23 protein-coding genes and 2 pseudogenes are annotated in these 24,649 nt (G+C 41.2%); 19 read left to right on the top strand and 6 right to left on the bottom strand.

Annotated features, from left to right (window positions below; all coding sequences use genetic code 11):
* Nucleotides 1-39 precede the first annotated feature (39 nt).
* The 3 genes from xylA (at nucleotide 40) to ppsA (ending at nucleotide 5,973) form a co-directional block, all read left to right on the top strand.
* Complete coding sequence (gene xylA / locus ACXN9U_RS05770; RefSeq protein ID WP_489202296.1) at nucleotides 40-1,377, top strand: xylose isomerase; 1,338 nt, start codon at nucleotides 40-42, stop codon at nucleotides 1,375-1,377.
* Nucleotides 1,378-1,492: 115 nt separating this feature from the next.
* Nucleotides 1,493-2,995, top strand: a complete 1,503-nt coding sequence (xylB, locus tag ACXN9U_RS05765) for a xylulokinase (RefSeq protein WP_489202295.1) — start codon at nucleotides 1,493-1,495, stop codon at nucleotides 2,993-2,995.
* Between the two features lie 377 nt (nucleotides 2,996-3,372).
* Nucleotides 3,373-5,973: a phosphoenolpyruvate synthase gene (gene ppsA, locus ACXN9U_RS05760; protein WP_489202294.1), complete on the top strand. Its 2,601-nt coding sequence runs from the start codon at nucleotides 3,373-3,375 to the stop codon at nucleotides 5,971-5,973.
* A gap of 279 nt (nucleotides 5,974-6,252) precedes the next feature.
* Here the strand turns inward: ppsA and ACXN9U_RS05755 are convergent, their stop codons facing one another.
* Nucleotides 6,253-6,348 (bottom strand): YjcZ family sporulation protein, encoded by a 96-nt coding sequence (locus ACXN9U_RS05755; protein WP_016936006.1) that lies wholly within the window; start codon nucleotides 6,346-6,348, stop codon nucleotides 6,253-6,255.
* Nucleotides 6,349-6,854: 506 nt separating this feature from the next.
* On the opposite strand from ACXN9U_RS05755, the gene ACXN9U_RS05750 reads away from it, so the two are divergent.
* The 3 genes from ACXN9U_RS05750 (at nucleotide 6,855) to ACXN9U_RS05740 (ending at nucleotide 8,872) form a co-directional block, all read left to right on the top strand.
* Nucleotides 6,855-7,040, top strand: a complete 186-nt coding sequence (locus ACXN9U_RS05750) for a hypothetical protein (RefSeq protein ID WP_489202293.1) — start codon at nucleotides 6,855-6,857, stop codon at nucleotides 7,038-7,040.
* Nucleotides 7,041-7,392: 352 nt separating this feature from the next.
* Nucleotides 7,393-8,307, top strand: coding sequence for a helix-turn-helix transcriptional regulator (locus ACXN9U_RS05745; protein WP_489202292.1), 915 nt, complete (start codon nucleotides 7,393-7,395; stop codon nucleotides 8,305-8,307).
* Nucleotides 8,308-8,371: 64 nt separating this feature from the next.
* Nucleotides 8,372-8,872 (top strand): DinB family protein, encoded by a 501-nt coding sequence (locus ACXN9U_RS05740; protein ID WP_489202291.1) that lies wholly within the window; start codon nucleotides 8,372-8,374, stop codon nucleotides 8,870-8,872.
* A 111-nt stretch (nucleotides 8,873-8,983) separates the two neighbouring features.
* On the opposite strand, the gene adhP is transcribed toward ACXN9U_RS05740, so the two are convergent.
* Nucleotides 8,984-10,000: an alcohol dehydrogenase AdhP gene (adhP, locus tag ACXN9U_RS05735; protein WP_060962704.1), complete on the bottom strand. Its 1,017-nt coding sequence runs from the start codon at nucleotides 9,998-10,000 to the stop codon at nucleotides 8,984-8,986.
* A 330-nt stretch (nucleotides 10,001-10,330) separates the two neighbouring features.
* On the opposite strand from adhP, the gene ACXN9U_RS05730 reads away from it, so the two are divergent.
* The 8 genes from ACXN9U_RS05730 to ACXN9U_RS05695 all read left to right on the top strand — a co-directional run bounded on the left by ACXN9U_RS05730 (nucleotide 10,331) and on the right by ACXN9U_RS05695 (nucleotide 16,100).
* The gene (locus tag ACXN9U_RS05730; protein ID WP_269775035.1) at nucleotides 10,331-10,444 is read left to right on the top strand and encodes a biofilm-forming protein; all 114 of its coding nucleotides are present in this window, start codon (nucleotides 10,331-10,333) and stop codon (nucleotides 10,442-10,444) included.
* Nucleotides 10,445-10,496: 52 nt separating this feature from the next.
* A complete protein-coding gene (locus ACXN9U_RS05725) occupies nucleotides 10,497-10,787 on the top strand; it encodes a YozQ family protein (RefSeq protein ID WP_060962702.1) in 291 nt (96 codons plus the stop codon).
* 229 nt (nucleotides 10,788-11,016) lie between these two features.
* The gene (locus ACXN9U_RS05720) at nucleotides 11,017-11,436 is read left to right on the top strand and encodes a UPF0715 family protein (protein ID WP_489202290.1); all 420 of its coding nucleotides are present in this window, start codon (nucleotides 11,017-11,019) and stop codon (nucleotides 11,434-11,436) included.
* Nucleotides 11,437-11,484: 48 nt separating this feature from the next.
* Complete coding sequence (locus tag ACXN9U_RS05715) at nucleotides 11,485-12,237, top strand: GNAT family N-acetyltransferase (RefSeq protein WP_489202289.1); 753 nt, start codon at nucleotides 11,485-11,487, stop codon at nucleotides 12,235-12,237.
* Between the two features lie 146 nt (nucleotides 12,238-12,383).
* Entirely contained in the window at nucleotides 12,384-12,926 is a 543-nt protein-coding gene (locus tag ACXN9U_RS05710) for a GNAT family N-acetyltransferase (protein WP_489202288.1), read from the top strand.
* A gap of 457 nt (nucleotides 12,927-13,383) precedes the next feature.
* On the top strand, nucleotides 13,384-14,031 hold the full coding sequence (locus tag ACXN9U_RS05705; protein ID WP_489202287.1) for a DUF3885 domain-containing protein: 648 nt from the start codon (nucleotides 13,384-13,386) through the stop codon (nucleotides 14,029-14,031).
* A 171-nt stretch (nucleotides 14,032-14,202) separates the two neighbouring features.
* Nucleotides 14,203-15,270, top strand: a complete 1,068-nt coding sequence (locus ACXN9U_RS05700) for an LLM class flavin-dependent oxidoreductase (RefSeq protein ID WP_060962697.1) — start codon at nucleotides 14,203-14,205, stop codon at nucleotides 15,268-15,270.
* 209 nt (nucleotides 15,271-15,479) lie between these two features.
* Entirely contained in the window at nucleotides 15,480-16,100 is a 621-nt protein-coding gene (locus ACXN9U_RS05695) for a lytic polysaccharide monooxygenase auxiliary activity family 9 protein (protein WP_438422031.1), read from the top strand.
* A gap of 160 nt (nucleotides 16,101-16,260) precedes the next feature.
* Here ACXN9U_RS05695 and ACXN9U_RS05690 read toward each other — a convergent pair whose 3' ends face one another.
* Nucleotides 16,261-16,350: a YjcZ family sporulation protein gene (locus ACXN9U_RS05690; protein ID WP_082761591.1), complete on the bottom strand. Its 90-nt coding sequence runs from the start codon at nucleotides 16,348-16,350 to the stop codon at nucleotides 16,261-16,263.
* A gap of 142 nt (nucleotides 16,351-16,492) precedes the next feature.
* Here ACXN9U_RS05690 and ACXN9U_RS05685 point away from each other — a divergent pair.
* Nucleotides 16,493-16,769, top strand: a pseudogene (locus ACXN9U_RS05685) (GNAT family N-acetyltransferase).
* Between the two features lie 378 nt (nucleotides 16,770-17,147).
* On the opposite strand, the gene ACXN9U_RS05680 reads toward ACXN9U_RS05685, so the two are convergent.
* Nucleotides 17,148-17,336: a hypothetical protein gene (locus ACXN9U_RS05680; protein WP_235588409.1), complete on the bottom strand. Its 189-nt coding sequence runs from the start codon at nucleotides 17,334-17,336 to the stop codon at nucleotides 17,148-17,150.
* Nucleotides 17,337-17,511: 175 nt separating this feature from the next.
* The gene (locus ACXN9U_RS05675; protein WP_060962693.1) at nucleotides 17,512-19,929 is read right to left on the bottom strand and encodes a peptidase G2 autoproteolytic cleavage domain-containing protein; all 2,418 of its coding nucleotides are present in this window, start codon (nucleotides 19,927-19,929) and stop codon (nucleotides 17,512-17,514) included.
* Between the two features lie 623 nt (nucleotides 19,930-20,552).
* On the opposite strand from ACXN9U_RS05675, the pseudogene ACXN9U_RS05670 reads away from it, so the two are divergent.
* From ACXN9U_RS05670 to ACXN9U_RS05655, 4 genes and pseudogenes are all read left to right on the top strand, one after another.
* Nucleotides 20,553-20,988, top strand: a pseudogene (locus ACXN9U_RS05670) (dUTP diphosphatase).
* Between the two features lie 212 nt (nucleotides 20,989-21,200).
* Nucleotides 21,201-22,025, top strand: a complete 825-nt coding sequence (locus ACXN9U_RS05665; protein ID WP_489202286.1) for a poly-gamma-glutamate hydrolase family protein — start codon at nucleotides 21,201-21,203, stop codon at nucleotides 22,023-22,025.
* 106 nt (nucleotides 22,026-22,131) lie between these two features.
* The gene (locus tag ACXN9U_RS05660; protein WP_167388673.1) at nucleotides 22,132-22,281 is read left to right on the top strand and encodes a DUF8570 family protein; all 150 of its coding nucleotides are present in this window, start codon (nucleotides 22,132-22,134) and stop codon (nucleotides 22,279-22,281) included.
* Nucleotides 22,268-23,098 carry a prohibitin family protein gene (locus ACXN9U_RS05655; protein ID WP_016935983.1) on the top strand — a complete coding sequence of 277 codons (831 nt, stop codon included), beginning with the start codon at nucleotides 22,268-22,270 and terminating at the stop codon, nucleotides 23,096-23,098. The genes ACXN9U_RS05660 and ACXN9U_RS05655 overlap by 14 nt, the downstream gene beginning before the upstream one ends.
* 128 nt (nucleotides 23,099-23,226) lie before the next feature.
* On the opposite strand, the gene ACXN9U_RS05650 is transcribed toward ACXN9U_RS05655, so the two are convergent.
* Nucleotides 23,227-24,579, bottom strand: coding sequence for an IS1182 family transposase (locus ACXN9U_RS05650; RefSeq protein ID WP_060963187.1), 1,353 nt, complete (start codon nucleotides 24,577-24,579; stop codon nucleotides 23,227-23,229).
* Nucleotides 24,580-24,649: the final 70 nt, after the last annotated feature.

Below are 24,649 nucleotides of genomic sequence, written 5' to 3'. Positions count from 1 at the left end.
TTAAAATGCGCTTGAATTTATTTTTAAGGGGGAAATGTCATGGCTCAGTCTCATTCCGGTACAGCCGGCTATTTTGAAAGCGTAAACAAAGTGATTTATGAAGGGAAAGATTCCACGAATCCTTTAGCATTTAAATATTATAATCCTCAAGAAGTAATCGGCGGAAAGACAATGAAAGAGCATCTGCGGTTTTCTATTGCTTATTGGCATACATTTACCGCTGACGGTACAGACATGTTTGGAGCAGCTACGATGCAAAGACCGTGGGATCGTTATAAAGGCATGGATCTGGCGAGAGCGAGGGTAGAAGCAGCATTTGAGATGTTTGAAAAACTGGATGCGCCATTTTTTGCTTTCCATGACCGGGATATCGCACCGGAAGGAAGTACGTTAAAAGAGACAAATCAAAATTTAGATATTATCGTGAGCATGATGAAAGAGTACATGAGAACGAGCGGCGTGAAGCTATTATGGAATACTGCAAACATGTTCACGAATCCCCGTTTCGTCCATGGTGCCGCGACTTCTTGCAATGCAGATGTGTTTGCGTATGCAGCAGCACAAGTAAAAAAAGGGCTGGAGACAGCAAAAGAGCTTGGCGCCGAAAACTATGTGTTTTGGGGCGGACGTGAAGGATACGAAACATTGTTAAATACGGATTTAAAATTTGAGCTTGATAATTTGGCCAGATTCATGCATATGGCAGTGGATTATGCGAAGGAAATCGGGTATACGGGGCAATTTTTGATTGAACCAAAACCGAAAGAGCCGACCACTCATCAATACGATACAGATGCGGCAACAACCATTGCCTTTTTGAAGCAATATGGCTTAGACAGCCATTTTAAATTAAATCTCGAAGCCAATCATGCCACATTAGCCGGGCATACATTCGAACATGAATTACGTATGGCGAGAGTGCATGGCCTTCTTGGATCTGTTGATGCGAACCAAGGTGATCCGCTTTTAGGCTGGGACACAGATGAATTTCCGACAGATTTATATTCTGCGACATTAGCCATGTACGAAATCCTGCAAAATGGCGGCCTTGGAAGCGGCGGATTAAACTTTGACGCAAAGGTCAGAAGATCTTCTTTTGAGCCTGATGATTTACTTTATGCCCATGTTGCAGGGATGGATGCATTTGCAAGGGGATTGAAAGTCGCTCACAAATTAATCGAAGACCGTGTGTTTGAAGATGTGATTCAGCATCGTTATCGCAGCTTTACCGAAGGGATCGGTCTTGACATTGCAGAAGGAAGAGCTGATTTTAAGACACTTGAGCAATATGCGCTAAACAATCAGCCAATTAAAAATGAATCAGGGAGACAGGAGCGGTTAAGAGCGATATTGAACCAATACATTTTAGAGGTATAACAAAGAAGCTTGATCCGCTAAAAAGTTTTAGCAGGGAAATCCGAGTTGCCCCGGAACTTCCCGTTCTGGCGGGAAGTTTCAATGGGGATCTATTGAGAGGGAAAGGAGTGAAAAAATGAAGTATGTCATTGGAATAGATCTTGGAACGAGCGCCGTTAAAACCATTTTAGTCAATCAAAACGGCAAGGTTTGTGCAGAAACGTCTAAAAGATATCCGCTTATTCAAGAGAAGGCGGGGTATAGTGAGCAAAATCCCGAAGACTGGGTGCAACAAACAATTGATGCATTGGCTGATTTGGTTTCTGAATCCGGCGTTCAAGCCGAAGATATAGACGGGATAAGCTATTCAGGACAAATGCATGGGTTAGTCCTGCTTGACCAAGATCAACAGGTGCTGCGTCATGCGATTCTTTGGAATGATACCCGAACGACTCCTCAATGTATGAGAATGACCGAGACATTTGGCGATCATCTGCTTGATATCACAAAAAACCGTGTCCTGGAAGGGTTTACATTGCCTAAAATGTTATGGGTGAAGGAACATGAGCCTGAACTTTTTAAAAAAACTGCTGTTTTTTTGCTTCCGAAAGACTATGTGAGATTCCGTATGACCGGTGCCATTCACACTGAATACTCCGATGCGGCGGGAACGTTACTTTTGCATATTATCCGCAAGGAGTGGAGCGATGAGATTTGCAATCAATTTGGTATTTCTGCAGATATTTGTCCTCCGCTTGTTGAATCACATGATTGTGTAGGATCGCTGCTTCCGAACGTCGCGGCGGAGACAGGGCTGATGGAAAAAACAAAAGTGTACGCCGGGGGAGCGGATAATGCTTGCGGTGCAATTGGAGCCGGTATTCTTTCATCCGGAAAAACATTATGCAGTATTGGGACGTCAGGGGTCATACTTTCCTGTGAAGAAGACAAAGAAAGAGACTTTAAAGGGAAAGTGCACTTTTTTAATCATGGAAAAAAGGATTCTTTTTATACGATGGGAGTCACGCTCGCTGCTGGATACAGCTTAGACTGGTTCAAAAGAACGTTTGCGCCAAACGAATCGTTTGAACAATTATTGGATGGGGTGGAAGCTATTCCGGTAGGAGCAAATGGACTGCTGTATACTCCTTATTTGGTTGGTGAAAGAACGCCGCATGCTGATTCATCTATTCGGGGAAGCTTGATCGGAATGGATGCGGCCCATAAAAGAGAGCATTTTATGAGGGCGGTAATGGAAGGCATCACATTCTCTTTGAATGAATCAATTGAGCTATTCCGCGAAGCGGGAAAATCAGTTGATTCTGTTGTCTCTATTGGCGGGGGAGCTAAAAATGAAACGTGGCTTCAAATGCAAGCTGATATTTTCAATACGCGGGTGATTAAGTTAGAAAATGAACAAGGTCCGGCCATGGGAGCTGCTATGTTAGCTGCTTTCGGGAGCGGGTGGTTTGAATCTCTTGAAGAGTGTGCAGAGCAATTTATACGTGAGACTGCTGTATTCTATCCGAAAGAACAAAATGTTCAAAAATATAAAACACTATTCGATTTGTATAAGAACATTTACACTCACACAAAGGATCTCAGTACAGCTTTGAAGAGTTTTCGGGAAAATGAATGATGAGTGCGGTTCGTCAAGAGAGTGTTTTTTGTCGGGAGATCAATGACAGAACAATTAAATGCTAAAAAGCTTTGATGGCAAAGCTGCTTATAAATAATGTCATTTGTCGGAGGAAACAGATAATCATTCTGACTCCGTGGGGATACCTTTCTGCAATGGATTCACAGATATCATTCAACTTCAGGAGTTCCTTAGAAAATTAAAAAAGAACCCCGCCAATTTGGCCAGGTTCTTTTTATATTGCACAAAAACAGACACGGTGATATAATCAGATCACGCGTGCTTTCTGTGTGAAAGGTCATAGTTATCCATCTTATATTATGATTATATCATGCTGGAAAGCTCTTGTCAATTTTTTTTTGAAGGGGAGATATAGAATGAGTTCTTTGGTTCTCGGTATCCACGAAATTGAAAAAACACAGCCTTTGCTCGTTGGAGGAAAAGGGTTGCATTTAGGGGAATTATCAAAAATTCAAGGAATACAAGTACCAGAAGGATTTTGTGTCACAACAGCAGGATATCAAAAAGCCATTGAACAAAATGAAGCGTTACAAGCGCTGTTTGATCAACTGACCATGCTGAAAGTGGAGAATCGGGATCAAATCGGTAAAATCAGCAGGGAAATTCGGCAAACCATTATGGAAGCAGAAATTCCTTCCGATGTAGTTAAAGCAGTTGCTTGCTATCTCTCCCGGTATGGCGAAGAACATGCCTATGCCGTGCGTTCTAGTGCAACTGCTGAAGATTTACCGCATGCCTCTTTTGCCGGTCAGCAAGACACCTATTTAAATATTACCGGTGTCGATGCAATCTTGCAGCATATCAGTAAATGTTGGGCGTCCCTATTTACTGATCGCGCAGTCATTTACCGTATGCAAAATGGATTTGATCACAGCCAAGTTTATTTATCCGTTATCATCCAAAGGATGGTCTTCCCTCAGGCTTCGGGGATTTTATTTACCGCTGATCCGATGACCGGAAACCGAAAGCTGCTGTCCATCGATGCCGGTTTTGGACTTGGTGAAGCACTGGTCTCCGGCTTAGTATCCGCCGATTGTTATAAAGTACAGGACGGGAAAATCGTCGATAAGAGAATAGAAACTAAAAAAAAGGCTGTCTATCGACGAAAAGAAGGCGGAACGGAAACACAAGAGATCAATCTTGATCAGCAAAAGATTCAAACACTGACTGATGAACAAATTTTACAGCTGGCACGTATCGGGAGACAGATCGAAGCTCATTTCGGCCAGCCGCAAGATATCGAATGGTGTTTGGATCGCGATACTTTTTATATTGTCCAAAGTCGTCCGATCACAACGTTATACCCCGTTCCTGAAGCGAACGATCAAGAAAATCACGTCTATATCTCTGTTGGTCATCAACAAATGATGACGGATCCCATAAAACCCCTTGGATTATCTTTTTTTCTATTGACGACTTCTGCACCCATGCGTAAAGCCGGCGGTAGGCTATTTGTTGATGTCACACATCATCTGGCATCCCCTAAAGTCAGAGAAGTTTTCTTAAAAGGCATGGGGCAGCACGATCCGCTCTTAAAAGACGCACTTATGACCATAATAGAGCGACGTGATTTTATTAAGCCGATACCTGATAAAACGGCACCGATTCCCGGAAAAGGCAATGCCGATATGCCGGATCAAACTGAAAACGATCCGGCAATTGTTTCTGATTTGATTAAGAGCAGTGAAACATCGATAGAAGCTTTAAAACAAAACATCCAGACGAAATCAGGATCTGATTTATTTCGTTTTATTTTGGATGATATCCAGGAATTAAAGAAGATTTTATTTAACCCAAAAAGTTCGGTATTGATTCGAACTGCAATGGATGCTTCATCATGGATTAACGAAAAAATGAACGAGTGGTTAGGTGAAAAAAACGCAGCAGACACGCTTTCTCAATCTGTACCCCATAATATTACTTCAGAAATGGGGCTTGCGCTATTAGACGTCGCCGATGTGATCCGTCCTTATCCAGAAGTAATTGCTTATTTAGAGGATGTAAAAGATGATTCCTTTTTGGATGAGCTGGTGAAGTTTGAAGGCGGACAGGAAATCCATGACGCCATCTATGCTTTCCTCAACAAGTACGGAATGCGATGTACTGGAGAAATTGATATGACAAGAACTCGATGGAGCGAAAAACCAACTGCACTTGTCCCTATGATTCTTAATAATCTCAAAAACTTTGAGCCAAATGCCAGCAAGCGGAAATTTGAGCAAGGGCGGCAGGAGGCGTTGAAGAAAGAACAAGAGTTATTAGATCGTTTGAAGCAATTACCGGATGGTGAACAAAAAGCCAAAGAAACCGAACGAATGATCCGCATCATCCGGAACTTCAGCGGGTTCAGGGAATATCCAAAATACGGCATGGTCAGTCGCTATTTTGTTTATAAGCAGGCTTTACTGAAAGAAGCCGAACAACTCGCCGAAGCGGGTATTATTCAAGAAAAAGAAGACATATACTATCTTACTTTTGAAGAACTTCAAGAAGTCGTACGCACAAATATATTGGATTACCAAATCATCAGCACACGAAAAGATGAGTACAAAGTATATGAAAAACTATCTCCGCCGCGTGTTATCACGTCTGACGGCGAAATCGTTACAGGCGAGTACAAACGAGACAATCTCCCGGCCGGCGCGATTGCAGGGCTTCCTGTTTCATCGGGAGTCACAGAGGGGCGGGCACGTGTTATTTTAAACATGGAAGATGCCAATTTGGAAGAGGGAGATATACTAGTTACCTCCTTTACCGATCCCAGCTGGACACCATTGTTTGTATCCATAAAAGGCCTGGTTACGGAAGTTGGCGGACTGATGACCCATGGAGCGGTTATAGCGCGTGAATACGGTTTACCTGCAGTTGTTGGAGTTGAAAATGCAACCCAATTGATAAAAGATGGGCAACGAATCCGCGTTCATGGAACAGAAGGCTGTATTGAAATATTATCATAGCGGGTGTGTGCAGCGGGACATCAAGTATTTCCCGCTTTTGTACCAATGACAATAACAAAGGTCAAACAATAAGAAAAGCCGGAACCTCTAAAGGAGGAGTCCGGCTTTTTTATGTAAAAATGAATTATTATGTGAAATCCGCATTCTATAAAAAAATGAAATATTTACTTTATGGTCTTCTTTCCAAAAGTGAAAACGCCATAAAAAGATCTTATGGCGTCTGTCCGAACTGTGAGATGCAATTTTCTTGGGAGACGAATATGGTTCGTCAATGTGCTATTAAAGGAAAGCAGCACCTACAATGATTAACAAAATGAAAAGCACAACGATCAAGACGAAAGTGCTTCCGCCATAATTTCCACCGTAGTATCCCATATTGCCACCTCCTCTTGTTAGGATAGTATATACTATGCCGAACGTTAAATTTCGACATGGATTTTAGTCTAAAGGAGAAAAAATGAAGTTTTTGTCTAAAATGAAGGGCTGATGAATGAGGTTTCATTTTCGGTTCTCCTTAGGCTATGGCATGTTTAGTTGAGAGTAAGAACCTTTAGGATATGCCGTTTTACTTCACGATGGAAGCAGAGTTATCCTCGCACGAAATGAATTAGATAATGAGCAATAATCCAAGAAAGAATCATTCATCATTTCCCGGGCAAGCGCAGTATACGACAAATAACAAGTATTCTCCTTTTTTCGTTTTGGAAGGGGACGCATTAAAGTGAACGAACAAGATTGGACACAGGGGAAGGTGATGCCTGTGGGGCGGGCACAGATCAACCGGAGCGAAGTAACTTCCCCGGTCATGAGTAGAGCTTTATCCTGAAACTTTTATAAAGCAGTAACGTATTACTTTTATAAATAAATAAGGGGGCTACTGAATGGGATTAAAACATTTCTTTAATATAGAGTTAAAATGCTCCATCTGCGGGAAAACATTAAAATCTGGTGATGGGCTGACAGCTCATATTACCCTTCCAAGTGAGAAGATGATGCCTGTGGGGAGAATGGACAGAGTGATAAGTAAATTCGCTGATAAGGTTTACTGTAAAAAGTGTAGTGAGTAGATCGTCAGTGTCATGAGGAAACTCTGGCGGGTTTCCTCATGATATATGACGGTCAATTCAAATTGGAAAAAAGCGAAATTGTAATGACTATAGTAGACAAAGAACCCAAGGATACCAAAGAGATCATTTTTCGTTTACTTTGCTTTTTGGAAGGTTTGCTTAGTTCGTGGATCACTGCACCCCATAAAAGCATGGATGCTAGAATGATAAGACTCATATATAACAGTGCTCCTTTGCTTGTTTTAAGAAATTTTACCATCTATAAGGCGGAAATGTCGATGAAATGAACAAAACAAGATCTTAACAACGATTACCGCTGATCTTAATCAATGATGAGGAAAGGAATTGAGAGTTGAAATTAGAACGTTTATTATCAATCATATTCAAGCTCTTACATAATGAAATTTTATCTGCTTCCAGTTTAGCTGATGAATTTCAAGTATCATCGCGGACAATTTATAGAGATATCGAAGCGATTTGTGCTGCTGGAATACCGATCGTTTCATATCAAGGTGCTAACGGCGGTTTCGGGATGATGAAAGGATACAAATTTGATAAAAGTTTAATCGGATCTCACGATGTATTAAATCTAATCACTGTATTAAGCAGTTTATCGAGTCTTTTTGAAGATAAGGAAGTTGAACATACGATAGATAGATTAAAACCTCTGGATACAAGCGGCAACAACAGGACGTTGTATGTTGACTTGGAAAGCCTTAGAACAGATCCGAATTCCTTAAGGCAGCTGCGAAAAGCTATACATGAAAAAAAGGTAGTACGCTTTGATTATGTCAGCAATAAAAATGAATTGACCTCACGTGAAGCAGAACCAATCCATCTCCATTATAAGTTCCGTAATTGGTATGTATATGGTTATTGCAGAGAACGTCAAGATGTCAGAGAATTTAAAGTGTCACGTATGATGAATATAACGCTGACTCAAGAAGAGTTTATGCACAGTCACAAAGTGAAAGATGATTCATCTTATTCAGACTCCAATGCGGAAGGGTTTGAGGATGTTGTCATTTGGGTTGATCCCAATTCTTTGGCGAAAGCTTTAGATCAATTTCAGAACGCGTCTAAAGTTATGCACAGTGATGGAAGTATGACGTTTACCATTTCTGTTTATCAGCCTCTGCATGCCGGATGGCTTATATCAATTCTCTTAAGCTTTGGCAGCGGAGCTAAAATAATAAAACCGATGCAGCTGCAATCAAAATTAATCGCTGAAGCCAAAAAAATAATGAAAGTTTATCAAGATGTATGACAATCTGCTGTCATATATCTTTTTTTATAATCATAAGTATCAACTTTAAAGGAGAAGATGTTAAATGAACCATGCGAAAAATATGTATCAGTACCATGTTTGGGCGAATATAGCGTTATTAGAAAGAATAAAGGAATTACCAAGTAATGTTCTTTATGAAGAAGTTCGCAGTTCATATCCTACAATTGCTCAAACGTTCAGTCACATCTGCGCGGTGGATGCTATGTGGCTGCAAGTACTTAAAGGAATAGACATGCAGGAAGCAGTGGAAGGTTCTGCGGCTTATGCAGAAAGGACTCATTTATATTCAGCAGATGAATTTGCGGCGTCCTATGATGAACTGGCTTCACAGTTTGAAGAATGGATGAATAACCAAACAGATTTAGAACAAAAAATGAACATAAATAATCCTTGGTTAGGTTCCAGAGAAACGGCTTACTCAGAAATTTTATTCCATGTTGCCAATCATGGCACTTATCATCGAGGCAGCATAACAACTATGTTAAGACAGCAGGGTTACGCTTCAGCAATGAGTGACCTTGTATTATATTGGTATCAGGGTTAGTTCAGTACTTGCAAAATGCCCGCCGATTGGTCAGAACTAAAATGACAAAGGCCAGGGCGCTGCGCAAGAATAGAGATCAAAGGCTGCCGTATCATTCGGCAGCCTAAATCATTAGGAAGTAAAATCGATAACCATACGGCCGGTCACTTTCCCTTGCTCCATTTCTTCAAATATATCATTCACGTCTTCAATCGGGCGTTTTGTCACTTTAGGTACAACTTTACCGTCTGCAGCAAATTGAAAAGCTTCCCTCAGGTCTTCTCTGGTTCCTACTAATGAACCTACTACTTGAATACCATCTAACACAAGACGGGGAATATCTAATTCCATCTTGTCGACCGGTAAACCGACAGCCACTACACGCGCACCGGCTTTTACAACATCAATCGCTTGATTGAAAGGGATTTTTGAGACAGCAGTAATGACCGCGGCATCCAGACCTAAATCGCTGGTCACTTCTTTAGCCACCTTGACGGGGTCTTCGTTTAAACTGTTTACAACCGCGTCAGCTCCTAAGCTCTTAGCAAAGTTCAATTTTTCATCGCTAATGTCGAAAGCAATTACTTTAGCGTTAAAGACATTTTTTGCATATTGAACAGCCAAGTTGCCCAAACCGCCGACTCCAAATACACCGATCCACTGACCAGGTTTAATTTCACTGACTTTTACTGCTTTATAAGTTGTGACACCTGCGCAGGTAATGCTGCTTGCGGCTGCCGGATCTAAATGTTCAGGCACTTTCACTGCATAATCAACCGCCACGATTGCTTCTTCAGCCATTGCGCCATCAACTGTATAGCCGGCATTTTTCACATCTCGGCACAAGGTTTCACGGCCTGTTAAGCAATATTCACAGCGGCCGCAGCTTTCAAACATCCACGCAATGGAGACGCGGTCTCCTTTTTTCAGGTTTGTTACGCCTTCACCAATCTCGGTTACAATGCCTACTCCTTCATGACCTAAAGTGACGCCTGTCACATCCCCGAAATCAGCATTTTTAACATGCAAGTCAGTATGACATACACCGCAGTATTCCATCTTAACTTTGGCTTCACCGTGTCGCAAAGGACGCAATTCTTTTTGTACGATCGCTATATTTTTGTCCTTGGTTGCTACTACTGCTTTCACAACATACACCCCTTTCGAATGTTTGCAGAAAATTGGTACTTATCTTACAATTTAGCACAATACCCTTCTTTTGAAAACCCTTACATTAGGAGAAAAACAGATAACTCCCCATCTCAGAAGGAGGGGATTTTTTTTATGAAGTGCGGTCATTGGGTGTGATGGGCTGATTGATAAGGAGAATTTACAGTCAAAGGTTATCCTTGAAAGCCTTAATACAAAGCGATTGTCTGAAGCTTCTTTTTAAGAAAATCCACCGAATAGCGTATGAATATGATTCCCATAGACACAATAAGAACAGTCTATATTCTATTGGAAAGGGAGTGAGAACCAGTGAGCAAAAAAGGAATCCAAAATTCAAGCATTGAACAATTAAAAAAAGACCATGAGACCGAAACCGCTTTTAAAGCAGATGATCCCAAAAAAGTTCAAAACAAAAACAAATGAAAACACTTAGTTACACCCGTCAAACAAAATTGATCAAGATGGAGTGAATAACATGGCTGAACAACATGGCGCAGACAGACCGGACGATTACAAAAGATTTTCTTCTTTGGACAAGGACTATGATTCTCAGCAGCAATCTTTAGCCGGCGATACCAAAACAAACGAGGCAGACACGGAAACACAAACTCATCATAAAGAAACTGAAACAACAAATACGGCAGGGAAATATTTTGACACATCAGATTATGAGGGAAATACACAACTGGAAAAAGGATTGGCTGAAACACATGAACAGGTCAGCGATGACTATTTTGAAGGAACGATTGATCAAAATTTGGATTAGTCATGTAACGGAACTTTCTTGCAGAAGTCAGTTCCGTTATATTGATACTTACCGGCCTTTGGATTTGAACATGATGAACCGGGTGAAGATTATAGTCAAGGTATCTCCTTGACCTTTTTTATGGGCAAAAAAAAGATTTCAAAAAATATAGATCTTTTAAAGTGATCAATATATACTGATTTAAATAACAGGAAGAAAATGAAAAATTAGAAAAAAGCAGGTGAAATAAATGGAAGGAGCGGCGCGGAGCAGCTTAAAATGTTATGCTTTCACATTGGCGTTTTCAAGTTTATCATTTGGTCTGGTTTTTGGATTGTATATGTTTGTATACTCAGGCTTTGTGCCACTCGCATTAGTCACTGTGGTTATCATTGCTTGTTACGCTTTCGTCACTTACTTTTTATTTGCTATTCCTGTGCAATTTTGGTTAAGAAAGAAGCCGAAAAAGTGTAGTTTGATTCATCTTTTCATTTATACAGCAGTCGCTTTTTTAGCTGTGTTCTTGTTCTGGTGCATGGGGAGTCAGTCCATTAATGTTAGAGTTTTCGAGAATTTCATTTATTACATGATGAGCATTACTGCTGCGTTAATCTATTGGTTTTGGGACTCTATATTTCTGAGAAAGCAGTTTTTTATAGAAAAATCATGAGCTTAACAATTTCGGGTTAAACGCTGATCTTGGAATGGGGAGATCATAATGGAATACATTGAATTGAATAAGGACAATATTGATAACAATCATATTTGCTGCGCACTAGGTGCGAAACAATATGAGAAGGCCGTAGCGGAAAAGAAAAGCTGGCTTAAAGATCGAATGGCTGATGGTTTGGTGTTCTATCGATTAAACGAGCGGGCAAAAGTTTTTATTGAATATTTACCTGCAGAAAAAGCGTGGGTTCCGATAAGCGCTCCTAATTTTATGTATATTAATTGTCTTTGGGTCTCGGGGAGATATAAGAACAGCGGACATGCGAAACACTTGTTAGATAAATGTGCGGAAGATGCCAAATCCCGCGGTATGGATGGAATTGTTCATATAGTTGGTAAGAAAAAACTTCCCTATTTAAGTGATAAGCATTTCTTCGAGCATATGGGATTTACTTTGCAAGATGAAGCAAAACCCTATTTTCAGTTAATGTCATTGACCTGGAATGAACATGCGGCTCCTCCTGTATTTAAAAAACAGGTTAAACGTTATTCCGTTAATGATGAGGGGATCACAATATTTTATACAGCTCAATGTCCATTCGCAGTCGGAGTGTTAGGGGATTTGAAGGAACTGACTGAAAAGAAAGGGCTTCATTTTCAGGCTCATCGATTATCCTCCAAAGATAAGGCCCAAACATCACCGGCCATCTGGACAACTTTCAGCGTGTTTTATAATGGAGAATTTCTCACTCATGAAATTATGAGCGTGAATAAGTTTGAAAAGTTAATCAATAAGCTTTAATGAAGATCATTTAAAAAAACGTCAGCATTAAACATTATTGATTCGGACAAAAAAGATAACATATATAGTACAAATAGATTGAGATCGTTCTTTAACAAACGGGCGAGGCCTGTTGAAGAATCATTTCAAAAATAGGAGACTAACAAATGAAAAAAATTGAAACCCCTCGCTTAGTTTTAAGAAATTTTACCGAGGAAGATTCGCACGGCCTTTTGGAGTATTCGGCACATCCGAGAGTGAACTGCTTTCTTGATGACAAAATTTCTACGATAGAAGAAGCCGTCTTAAACGTTCAAAAAAGAAGCAGAGATGATTCTTATATTGCAGTTTGTTTAAAAGACAGTAATGATCTGATCGGAGAACTATTTTATTTAAAAGAAGAGTCTGATACATATTCCATTTGTTGGAATTTCAATGCTCGATTTGAAGGGATGGGATACGCCAGTGAAAGTGCAAAGGCTTTCTTTGAGTATCTCTTTATGCAAAAAGACGCAAGAAGGCTTTATGCATACGTTGAAGATGATAACGGCAAGTCACAAAAATTATGTGAAAGATTAGGCATGCGTAAAGAAGGTTATTTTCTTGAATTTATTTCGTTTACAAAATATGAGGATGGAACACCTAAATATGAAAACACTTTCCAATACGCACTGCTAAAGAAAGAATGGTTAAAACAAAAACATAGTTAACGGAAAAAACCTTGCCGGGGGCAGGTTTTTTTGTGTTTAAGTTAAATCCTTCAATCAAATTACCGATATTACCAATGGATTACGGATTTGAAAAAAATGCTTAGTTTAGTAACGATCAAATGAGATTCAGCAGTTTTTAGCGTTTTAAGGTGCAGGAAGTCGTTCGAATCAGCTTTTTCTCGATTTTCTAAATTGATCTGGATCGATAAAAGAGCTTCTTGCTGCTTATGTATAAGAAAGTAATACCATGGTGTGTAAAATCAATGAACAGCTTTGGAAATGGAACGATCAGTGGAGGTGAGCTTGTGAAAAAAGGATCAGGATGGATGTGACCAGCATCCACCCTGATCAATGGGGTTCACAGTGTTCTATTTCATTGTATTCCAATCGGAATAATATTACAAGACAGAAAAATAAAAAGTGGGTCGATCATTAACAGAAAGTGAGAATGTTTTGAATGAAAATAAAGGATTATCTGAAGGAAAGGTTTCCGGCTTTAAAATTAATGCCGAGCATTTATCATCAATGGGACGTTGGAATTCACTTTTCTCTTGGCCGTCATATATATCAACTTAATGAAAACGGTGAGCTGAATCTTGAGTATTTTCAGTGTGTCCATCATCAAATGACCGAAATTTTTAATGAGCTGTTTGAACAAAACGATGACTTATTCCTTGTTGCAAACATATATAAGCACAAAACTCAAGGTAATAACGCCAGAAAATTAAAAATTTATCAGCCGTTTCTGAAGTGCAAGGATGATTTATATCGGATTCAGGTGGAGACCTGTCCGTATCCGTTCGAAGAAGATGATGCAGAAGAATACGAGATGCAGCAGTTTTCTTTATTATGTAAACGGAAGGATTTGCGTATTACCCCATTACTTAAGGCAGCTGCTCACGAAGATTTTCCGCTGAAGCCAAGATTCGGGGGTTGCACCGTTGATGATCCCGATGTTTTCTTTGTGAATATTGCAAAAGACATTATTTTCTTTATATATGATGACAGAGGGTGTGAAGTTATCGCCCTTGATGCCGAAAGAATACGTGCGCTTTATGACCAATATCACGATTGGATTGAAAGTGAACGCATGCATTCGAATTAGCTTTTTCGAGGTGGGTTCTTACTTATGCGGTTTTGCATTTGTACGTGAGGAATGTAACGGAACTTCTGGATGCTAAGATGCTGTATTTATTTGGATGAATTCCATTTTGTAAAACGGCTGAATAGAATAACAGCATAAAAGTTTTTTTACACAGTGCAGGAGGAGAGAAACGTGAGGGCTGAACATCATGATGGTATGGAAATTGGAATTTATTCATTTGCAGAATTATACCCCGATCCTCTGACAGGGAAAACAGTCAGCGCAAAGCAGCGGGTAGAGGAATTGATAAAGCTGGCGAAATTGGCTGACGACGCAGGGCTTGATGTATTCGGCGTAGGCGAGCATCATCGTCTTGATTATGCAGTGTCGTCGCCGCCGGTCATCTTATCAGCGATTTCACAGCTCACCGAAAACATTAAGCTTACGAGTGCCACGACTGTATTATCCACCGCAGATCCCGTCCGTTTATTTGAGGATTTTGCAACGCTTGATCTGATATCAAACGGAAGGGCGGAGATCATTGCGGGACGCGGTGCATTTTTAGACTCGTTTCCTCTTTTCGGTTATGATGTGGGTTATTATAAAGAACTGTTTGAAGAACACGTTGAGCTTTTTTTGAAATTAAATTCGGGGGAAGAATCGGTCACCTGGAAAGGACGTTACCGGCCGCCGCTGAATGACGCAGAAATTTCCCCTCAGCCTTTTCACGGAAGCATTCCGCTGTGGTTAGGTGTTTCAGGAACTCCGGAAAGTGCGGAGCGGGCCGGAAGAGCAGGTGCCGGTCTGGCATTAGCTGTATTGAGCGGTGATCCGAAATCATCTAAACCGCTTGTTGACAAATACCGAGAAGCGGCTTCTAAAGCCGGTCATCCGCCGGAACATGTGAAAGTTGCCGTAACCGGGCATACGTTCATTTCAAAAACGAATGAACAGGCAATACAAGAATTTTACCCGTATCATTCTAATTATTGGTCTCATGTTCATTCATACCACGGGATTCATGAACCTTTAACGAGGGAAGATTTTGAGCGGGCGTCCGGTAAAGAAACAGCCTTATTTGTCGGAAGCTCACAGCAGATCATTGAAAAAATCATGCGCCAATATGAGCTCTTTGGCCATCAGCGGTTTCTCGCGCAAATCGATATAGGCGGTATGCCGTTTAAAAAAGCTGCGGAAAACATCGAACGATTAGCATCAGAAGTAGCACCGGTGATCCGAAGAGAAACCGGCAAAGATTAAATGGAGTCAGGCGGAGCGGGCCGGTTTTTGAACATCGCGGACTCGACATCAGAAACGGTCCGGCTTTTTTTATGATTATAAAAAACAAAGGGAAGAGCGAGAACCTCATTGCTTTTTCCTATCAAGAAAAGGAAGGTCATTTCATCCTCCATCGTGAAGTGTATATACTGAAAGGTTTTTATTTACAAAAGAGGGAGGATGATGTAGAGATGAAGGGTTTGGTCAAAGCTGCAGTTTTAACTGTTACTCTCGGTATTGGAGGCGCTTTCTATTCAAGTGATGCATCTGCACACGGGTATATAAAAGATCCCGTCAGCAGAGCGTACATGGGAGCATTAGAGAAACAAACAATGGGCTGGACGGCGGCTGCTCAGAAATATGGCTCCGTCATTGATAATCCTCAGTCTGTTGAAGGGCCGAAAGGATTTCCGGCTGCAGGTCCGCCGGATGGAAGAATTGCATCTGCAAACGGAGGATCGGGACAAATTGATTTCGGTCTGGACAAGCAGACTGCAGATTATTGGGTAAAACAGAATATACGCGGCGGCTTTAATTCTTTTACTTGGCACTACACTGCACCCCATGCGACATCAAAGTGGCACTATTATATCACCAAGAAAAATTGGAATCCGAATAAACCATTGTCGAGGGATGAATTCGAATTAATCGGAACGGTAAACCACGATGGCTCCAAGGCAGATACGAATCTGACTCATAGGATTTTTGTGCCGACTGATCGAAGCGGTTATCATATCATTTTAGGGGTATGGGATGTCGCGGATACTTCCAATGCCTTCTATAACGTTATTGACGTAAACCTTACACAGTAATCTATGAAATGACTGATCGGCTGCATTCATGCATCGCCGATCTTTTTCGTTTGAAAGAGTTAGTTAAATGAGGAAACAGCAAAGCGCCATAATGAATTCATTATGGCGCCTTACGATCATAGAGGTAATGCTGACATGGATGCGGAGGTAAGGGGGACTCTTAATAACCGCCGAGGAAAGAAGCACCGACGATGACTAATAAAATGAATAGCACCACGATTAACGCAAAGGAGCTACCATAATCGCCCATATGATCTCACCTCCCTTAAGAGGATTAATACATATTATGCTGAATGTAAAAGTTTGATAGGGATGCTAGTTTATTTTTGAAAAAAAGTTCGTCTGCATATATTTTCTTCTCACATTTCCATCTTCTAAAGGGGGAATCATAAATGCTTCCTGTAATAGAAACGGACAGACTTATTCTTAGAGAAGTTGAAAAGAAAGATGCAAAGCAAATATTTTCTTGTTTTTCAGGATGCAATCGTAACACGCTATTATGGTTTGGAACCTTTTGATTCAATGGAACAGGTAGGCGCTGTTGTTTTCATTGAGAATGCAGCGTTTCAATCAGAAGGAATTTTGAGAGGGTATATGTATCAAAACGGACAGCCCCATGATACACGTGTATATTCTATACTGAATGAGGACATTGATGAGACGCTATAAAGCAATCTTTCAGCTGCGTCTCCTGCAGAAGGAGTTTGATTGTAAGAAACGATTCCAATAATCACTAACAAGATAATCAACACAAATATGCTCCACAGAGTTATTTTTAAACATTTTGACATGACATACCCTCACTTTGAAAGACTTTACCGGATCTGTGATCGAAGACCATTTCAAGTATATTCCTTATAAAGGAGAAAAATGAGCAGTATCTCGGTGCAAAAATAAAAAAACTTGCGGTGCGCTGCCGCAAGTTTTTTCGCATTAAGGTCTGTGGCATTCAATATGCTGATTATTACGATCAAAATCTTATTTAGAAATACAAATTAACAAAAACACCCGGAGTTCACCGGGTGTAAAAAGCTTTAATATATCATGTCAGCAATGTTTTTTGCATTTTCTTTTATAGACAACGATGTAATCATAATCAAGATGCTTTTTGTCTTGTTTCTTTTTCTTTTTTTGTTTAGGCTGCTTTTCTTCCTTTTCACCGTGATCATAATGTCCGTCCATGTCCATGTCCATTTCCATATTCATTTCCATATTCATATCCATGTCCATATCCATATCCATACTCATCTTCCTCCTTTTTTCATCTGACGGTAGTATTCTATGACAGAAGGAACAGATGGCTTGGACAAATGAAACGATATGCTGCAAAAGAGGCGTCTCATCTGCTATAAAAAAACAGGATCATACCCGTCCGATAGATAGGAGAGGAAATGATCCTGATATGAAAACACTATTTGATAACCGCTATTGCAATGCCGTACCCTTTTTCCGGATTGTATAAGGCCGTCAGTTTCAATACCTTCCAGCCTTCTGCGGCTTTTGTACCGATTCCGTTATGGGCCGTGATATAATCTCCCGGGTTTACCGTACTGTCGACCCGTACGTAGTGCCGGCCGCTGAGTCCGACAATATGCCATTCGTCTCTGGCGGCGCGCGCTTCATAGTCAGCTTCAAGAGCCGGACTGCAGTCTGGGTTTTGTTTCGGCACGCGTATCGTTTCTCCTGTTTCTTCGTCAGTCACATTTTCATATATGAAACCGCCGAACTCGTTTGTCAAAAAACTGCTTTGCCATCCGAAGCTTGCGGCTCCTGATATAAAAGCGGCTGTTTCTGAAATGACGCCGAGCATATAATCACCAACGTGAGCCGGCTCGATTTTTTCTCCCCTCACTGTGACGATTGTCCCGGCGGGAATCGTCTGGCCGTTTACACTTTCAAAATATTCTCCGTACCCTGACAGGGAAGAGGTGACGGCTCCGGCGAAAGTTCCGTGGCCGCCCGCTGAGTCCAGTTTCCACTTAATGGACTGATGCCCTCCGGCAACGGTGTACGGTTCTTCCAATGTAATGCTTTCTGATGACAGAATGGTTCTGGAGACTTTGCTGCCCGTAACATGGACATTGTTTGAAGCAGCGATAAATGCCCTTGAACCTTCAGAACTTGAACCTCCGGAAGAGCTGATGATCGCATTTCTGTCACCTCTTGCCGTAATATCGCCTGTGCCCGCAATAACGGCGCTTGTCGGGTTAAATGCAAAACCCGAGCTTGTCGCAAGCTGTGCGCCGCCTTTTAAATTGACGGGGATCTGCTCGTAAGTCTGTCCTTTTATAGAAGCGGCAGCGCTGTAGCCTTCCGCCTGTACGCCGAGAATGACAGCCTGGCTGTTAGGGGACGTAATGCCGACAGCACCGCCATCTCCGATCATCGTTCCATTCATAATATTTACGTTATATTGGCCTCCGCCAATTGAGATGCCTTTGGGAGAAGACTTGTAAATATCAAAATTTGAAATTTTAACATAATCGGTTTTATTTGATCCGCCGGATATATTGATGTCAACACCGGCTTGTGTAAAACCGCGTATTTTAATGCCGCTGATCGTAATATTTTGACTGCGGTATTGAAGGGCTACGACAGGATTCCCGCCATAGTCATATGAAGGATCACCAATAGCTGTGAATCCGTTTACATTTACGTTTTTATAGGCAGAGATAACCAGCGCCCTTGGAGTCACGCTGTCATAGAGAGCGTTGAAGACCGGTTCAATCGCGGTGCAGTCGGTTAAAGTAACATCATAAGCCGTCGTGCTTTCGGGGTCTGAGGCCTGATGGTGTCCGATATGACGAATATCAAACGAACGTACATCACGATACGAAACATGGCCGATAATATGAACATTTTGGGAAGCCGGCCACAGGCTGTGCGCCTTTACTTCAATTCCGCGGATATTTCCACTCGTATAGTTATTCAAAAGCCACACATGTTTAGAGCCGTCATCAATTTCAATGCCATTCGAATTTGCGCTGCCCTCGGCATGCTCTGTTCCGCGCGGGTTCCCTGAATGACAGTTGGAAATGAAAATATATTCGCTGTAATGGGTGGTAATGCCGTCGTCTCCGGCGCCGTACGCCACACAGTTATCTATCCATATATAACGGCAGCCGTCTTTCGTCCATTCTGTTTCAGGCAAATGATCATAAGCCGGGGATGTGATATCGATACCATGCAGACCTGCGTTAACCGCTTCAACATTCTTGATCCAGCCGTATTGCACATTGGCAAACGTTAAACAGCTGGAAAATTGTCCCCCGGGGTTTCGGACTCCGCATTGACGATCCGGATTCCAGTCTAGAGTCATGCCCTGGACAAAAATATTACGGTTTCCATTTTCGTAATCATCATTGGTAATAACCCATTCATATGCGGGAGTGTCCTCATGGAGTTTAATCACGGTAATCCCTTGTCCCTCACCGGAGATGGTAGTCCACGACGGAAGTTTTATTCCTTGAACCAAAAATTCTCCTGCGGGAACATTTACTTTGACGCGGCCGTTCCCGATCGCTTTCCGAAAGGCTTCCGTATTGTCCCGGCCGTCAGGGACCGCTCCGTAATCCTCCACATTCACTTCCCGGGTGATTTTATTCATAAGCATTTCGTATTCTGTATCAAGCCGTTCTTTTAAAAGTGAGGTGACCATTCCTTCCGCCGTCACCCGGGCATCTGCGATCTCAAGATTATCATCTGTTGCGGAATGCTTAATAAAATTCTGCATCCTTGCTTTGAGATGTTCCAATTCAGAGGAATGCGAAGGGTGAGACTGCAATGCGGCGTTTAAAGACGGATCAGGAAAGTTTTTAAATTGAACCATTCTAAAGACACCTCTTTCTTTTGATATGAGCGCTTGACGCAGGGGAGAACAAAAAAGCCGCGCGCCTTATGCGCTTATTCATCAAATTCTTTGTTGAGAACGAAATCCCTTTTAAAATCAGATTGAATTTCAAAAAAACGCCAATATTTCAGGTGAAAGATCAAAACTAAGAAAGTTTTTGAAAACGAGTATAAAATTCACCTTTATAAGAGTGTGTATTATAAGCGGAGCTGTCCTGTGAAAACGATAGAAAAAGATTGTTGGGAGGACGTTATGATAAGGCTGCAATATTAGCATTTTTTCTAGGCGGTTTCTGCATTCATAAGTTTTATTGAGGAAGAGTCGTACAAGGGGTTCTCTATCTTTTGTTTTGCTGAACTTCAATTCCCTCATATTTATCTCTGCTGAAGCGAAGAAGCATTTGATCAAAAGTATAATGATTATTACGACCAACAGTAATTAAAAGCCTGAGTGGGATATCCCGCTTATCAGTTTCTTCTCAATTCAGCATTTTCTTTTCTTCGCATTAAATCCTTTCCTCAGCTGCTCAGTTAAAATGGTATAATGGTGCACGGATTGGTCATTAATACGACTAAAATAGGGAATCAAAAGGAGCGGCGAACATGACTTTACAAATTAAAATTAAATATTCAGATGATACACAAACGAGAATCAGTAAAATTGAACAGGGCGATTGGATCGATCTGCGGGCTGCAGAGGATATAACAATCAAAAAAGGTGAATTCAAACTTATCCCGCTCGGAGTTGCGATGGAACTGCCGGAAGGATATGAGGCCCATGTCGTTCCGCGTTCAAGTACATATAAGCATTTCGGTATTATTCAGACAAATTCAATGGGTGTCATCGATGAATCTTATAAAGGTGACAATGATTTCTGGTTTTTCCCGGCATATGCACTTCGGGGATACCGATATTTCCAAGGGGGAGCGGATCTGCCAATTCAGAATCATGAAGAAAATGCCTCAAGTGGAATTGATCGAAGTGGACAAGCTCGGAAACAATGACCGCGGCGGTCTGGGATCAACAGGCACAAAATAAAACGATTAAAGACTGCTGTTAAGCAGTCTTTTTATTGATTTCGAAGCGCCAGCCGCGCTAGCATATTGATGAAGGATTTCCCGATATTCCTTCTTCAGCATTCCGTTTTTCTAGAAGATGCTCTGATGTTTTTATTCTTTAAGATGAACGGAGGTCTTGTCCAACGTATATAATATTGTGACAAAAGTGTAAACAAAAGAAAGGATGATGTTATGAAAAAAAGGGTTAGAAGAGAAGACCGTAAAGCTGCTGGCAAAGAGGCAGAGCAGAAGAAACCGTCCAAAGTCACCCTGTTCTGCCGTTCGCTTCAAAGGCTGAAGCATTTGTATTGTAACATAAACATACAATTGCCATCAATAACCAAAAAAGGAATTTTAGTTTTGATTTTATCGTTTTTGCTTCTGCCGTTTTTACGGGCTGATGCCGCTTCAGATACTTACGGCAGTTTCGAGGAATTAAAACTGCATGAGGCCCCCTCCGTTTTTTCTATTTCATCGAAAGAACATGACCCTTCTGTTCTCATATTAGCTATACACGGCGGAGGCATAGAGCCGGGGACCAGTGAGTTGGCCAGAAAAATTGCCGAAAACCGGAGCCTGTATTTATTTGAAGGGTTAAAATCAGCCGGCAATGCTGAGCTGCATTTGACCAGTTCGCATTTCGACGAACCTAAAGCCGTTCAAATGGTGAAAGAGCACTCAAATGTCATTTCATTGCACGGTTACGGCAGCGACGATAAAAAGATAAAAATCGGCGGTACAGACAGAGAACGGGCCGAACTTTTGACAGATGTGCTGAAACGGAACGGGTATCCTGCCGTTCTTCTTGGCATAAATGATAAATACGCAGGTGTCAGTCCGAACAATCTTGCCAATCAATCTTCATCCGGATTAAGTATTCAAATCGAAATGAGCACCGGTTTTAGAAAATCACTGTTTGATACTTTTACGCTTAAAAGCAGAGCGTCCACACAAAACGATACCTTTCTCCGATTCACAAAAACGATTTCTGATTTTATCAATGACAATTATAAATAAGCACGCCGCTTTTTGCCGGCGGAGCTTTTTCTTTTGAAATTTATGAAACTTTAAGTTCTTAAGATCGTATACATAACTGACAGGATGAAAGAAAAGAGGTGGGCAAATGAAAGTGATGATCGGGTCTATCATTCTTCTTGTCATCATCGGATTCGGTTTATGGCTGATGCTTAGTCCAATCTTTAAACAAGTGGGAAGCGGAGCCAAAAAATTTAAAAAGTCATGGGAGGAAAAAGATCAGCATGAGCGAAAATAAGCGGAGAAACACAAAAAAAATACTCGGCGGTGTGATTATAGGCGCAGCCCTTTTAATTGCGGGCGTTACGGCGTCATTATTTATTGAAAAAATACCGAATGGTTATGTCGGAGTCGTATACTCACCGAACGGCGGGGTAAAATCCGAAACTTTGGATCAAGGCTGGCACTTAGTCGGTTTGTTTAATAAAGTAACGGAATATCCGGTGCGTATGCAGACCGTAAATAATGAAAATATAAAAGTGGCAACCTCAGACGGTAAAAATATTGAAATGGATATCGCTTACAACTATGTTGTTCAGCCTGATAAAGTAGTCGATCTGTTTAACAAATTCGGGGCGGTAGACGTTGAAACGATTGAAAATACATATTTAAAAACAAGACTGTGGGACGCGGCGCGAAAATCAATCAGCAAATACTCGGTTATTGACACATACGGGCAAAAATCTGCAGAAGCCGCTGCCGATGTTCAAAAAAGGTTTGCTGAGGATATGAAGAACCTTGGATTTTTAATTGATGATCTGACGCTTGGCGTCCCGAAGCCGGATAAAGCCACACAGGAAGCTATTGATGCAAGAGTGAAGTCTTCACAGGAGCTTGAACGGACGCAGACTGAAATTAAAATAGCTGAAGCTGAAGCGAAAAAGAAAAAAATTGAAGCGGAAGGGATCGCTGATTATAACCAAATCATAAAAAAATCAATGTCTGATGAAATGATCAAATATAAATGGATTGAAAAATGGGACGGAAAAACACCGAAAGCGACAGGCACAGACTCACTGCTCCAGCTGCCGCTGGACGATCAGAAGCAAAAATAAAAAGAAAGGAGGCGGATGCCTCCTCAGCTTGTAGAGAAAACGATGTTTTTTCTACAAGCTTTTTTGTTTTATACAGTTTCTTTAGATATTCATCAGGTTTCAGATGCAGAAAAAGAGCTCCCACATGCCTAGCCTTGTTTGGCTAGGTATGTGGCAATCTTCTTCATATTCTGGCATGCGGCTGTGAGGAGGACTTGCTCGCTCACATTCCGCTTTCCCCTCAACCTGCAATAGCGAAGCCCATGCAGCTGTTTTGAATCTGCAAAGCTTCGCTCTATTTTTTCTTTTCTTTTTTTGTAGAGGTTTTTTCCTGAAACAGACAAGCGATTTTGTCTGACCCTTTCTTTATGGTCCTCCCATACATGCCGGGTGATGACCTTTTGGCGGTTCTTTGATTTTGTGCATTGTGCAAGCAATGGGCATGCGGAACAGATTTCAGGATTTGATTTATATGACCGGTAGCCTTTTCGGTCAGTTGTTGAGTATGTAAGTGTTTGGTGATTTGGACAAATGTATCTATCTTGTTCACTGTCATAATGAAATTTCCATTTTGGAAACAAGCCTCTGGCAGGGTGATATCGTCTATAGGCAATAACGCCAAAAATATGGCGGTCAGCTAATCCTTTACAGATCGGGGTCGTTAAATAACCAGAATCAAGAGCGACGGCTTCTACATCAAAATCAAATCGTGCGATTTGGTGATCCAATCGGTCAAGATAAGGTACAGAATCATGGACATTTCCGGGCGTGACATAGGCGTCGGTGATAATGTTATGTTTCATATCCGTTGTTCGGTGATCTAAATAAAAGAAACCCTCCGGTTTATTTTCACGATACATATATCCACTTTCCGGATCAGTTGTACTGTGGCGGATCTCTTTTTCAGCTTTCACCTCCTCTTTGACTTTTAACGGCTTTTTTCCGTGTTCCTCCCGATCCTCTTGTATGGCTTCATTTAAATCCTTGATATAGTTTTGGGTATCCTGCGCAATTGTTTTTCTTGTGTATTTATGCTTGTTGGCATTGGCTTTCAGATGAGTTGAATCAGTGAATAGGACACGTCCGCCCACCATGTCATGATTGATGGCCTGAAGAACGATCTCATCAAAGATGTCTTGGAAGATGGTTGTATCTTTAAAGCGTGTGCGTCTGTTCCAGCTGATGGTGGAGTGATGCGGAACTGGATCATTTATGTTCAATCCGAGAAACCATCTGTATGCCATATTGTAGTAAATTTCTTTTTCGAGCTGTCTTTCTGAACGGATACCGTAGAGGTAGCCGATAAACATCATTTTGAATAAAATCAGCGGATCGAGTGAAGGGCGGCCTTTGTTTTCGCTGTAGTAAGGCTTAACCTTTTCAATGATAAAAGAGAAGTCTATGTGTTTATCAATTTTTCGAAGCAGATGATCTTCTTCGACGAGTTGGTCAAGCAAAACAAATTCGGCTGTGTTTTGAGAAGAGTTTCTTGTGTGGAACATGAGAAAGACACCGTCCTTTTTAGTCTTTCTTTTATTTTAATACAGGAGAATGGATATTTTAAGGAAAAAT

This window comes from Bacillus sp. BACIII, assembly GCF_057836745.1.
The sequence above is the reverse complement of the archived record's forward strand: the minus strand, read 5'-3'. Positions and strand labels throughout refer to the sequence as shown.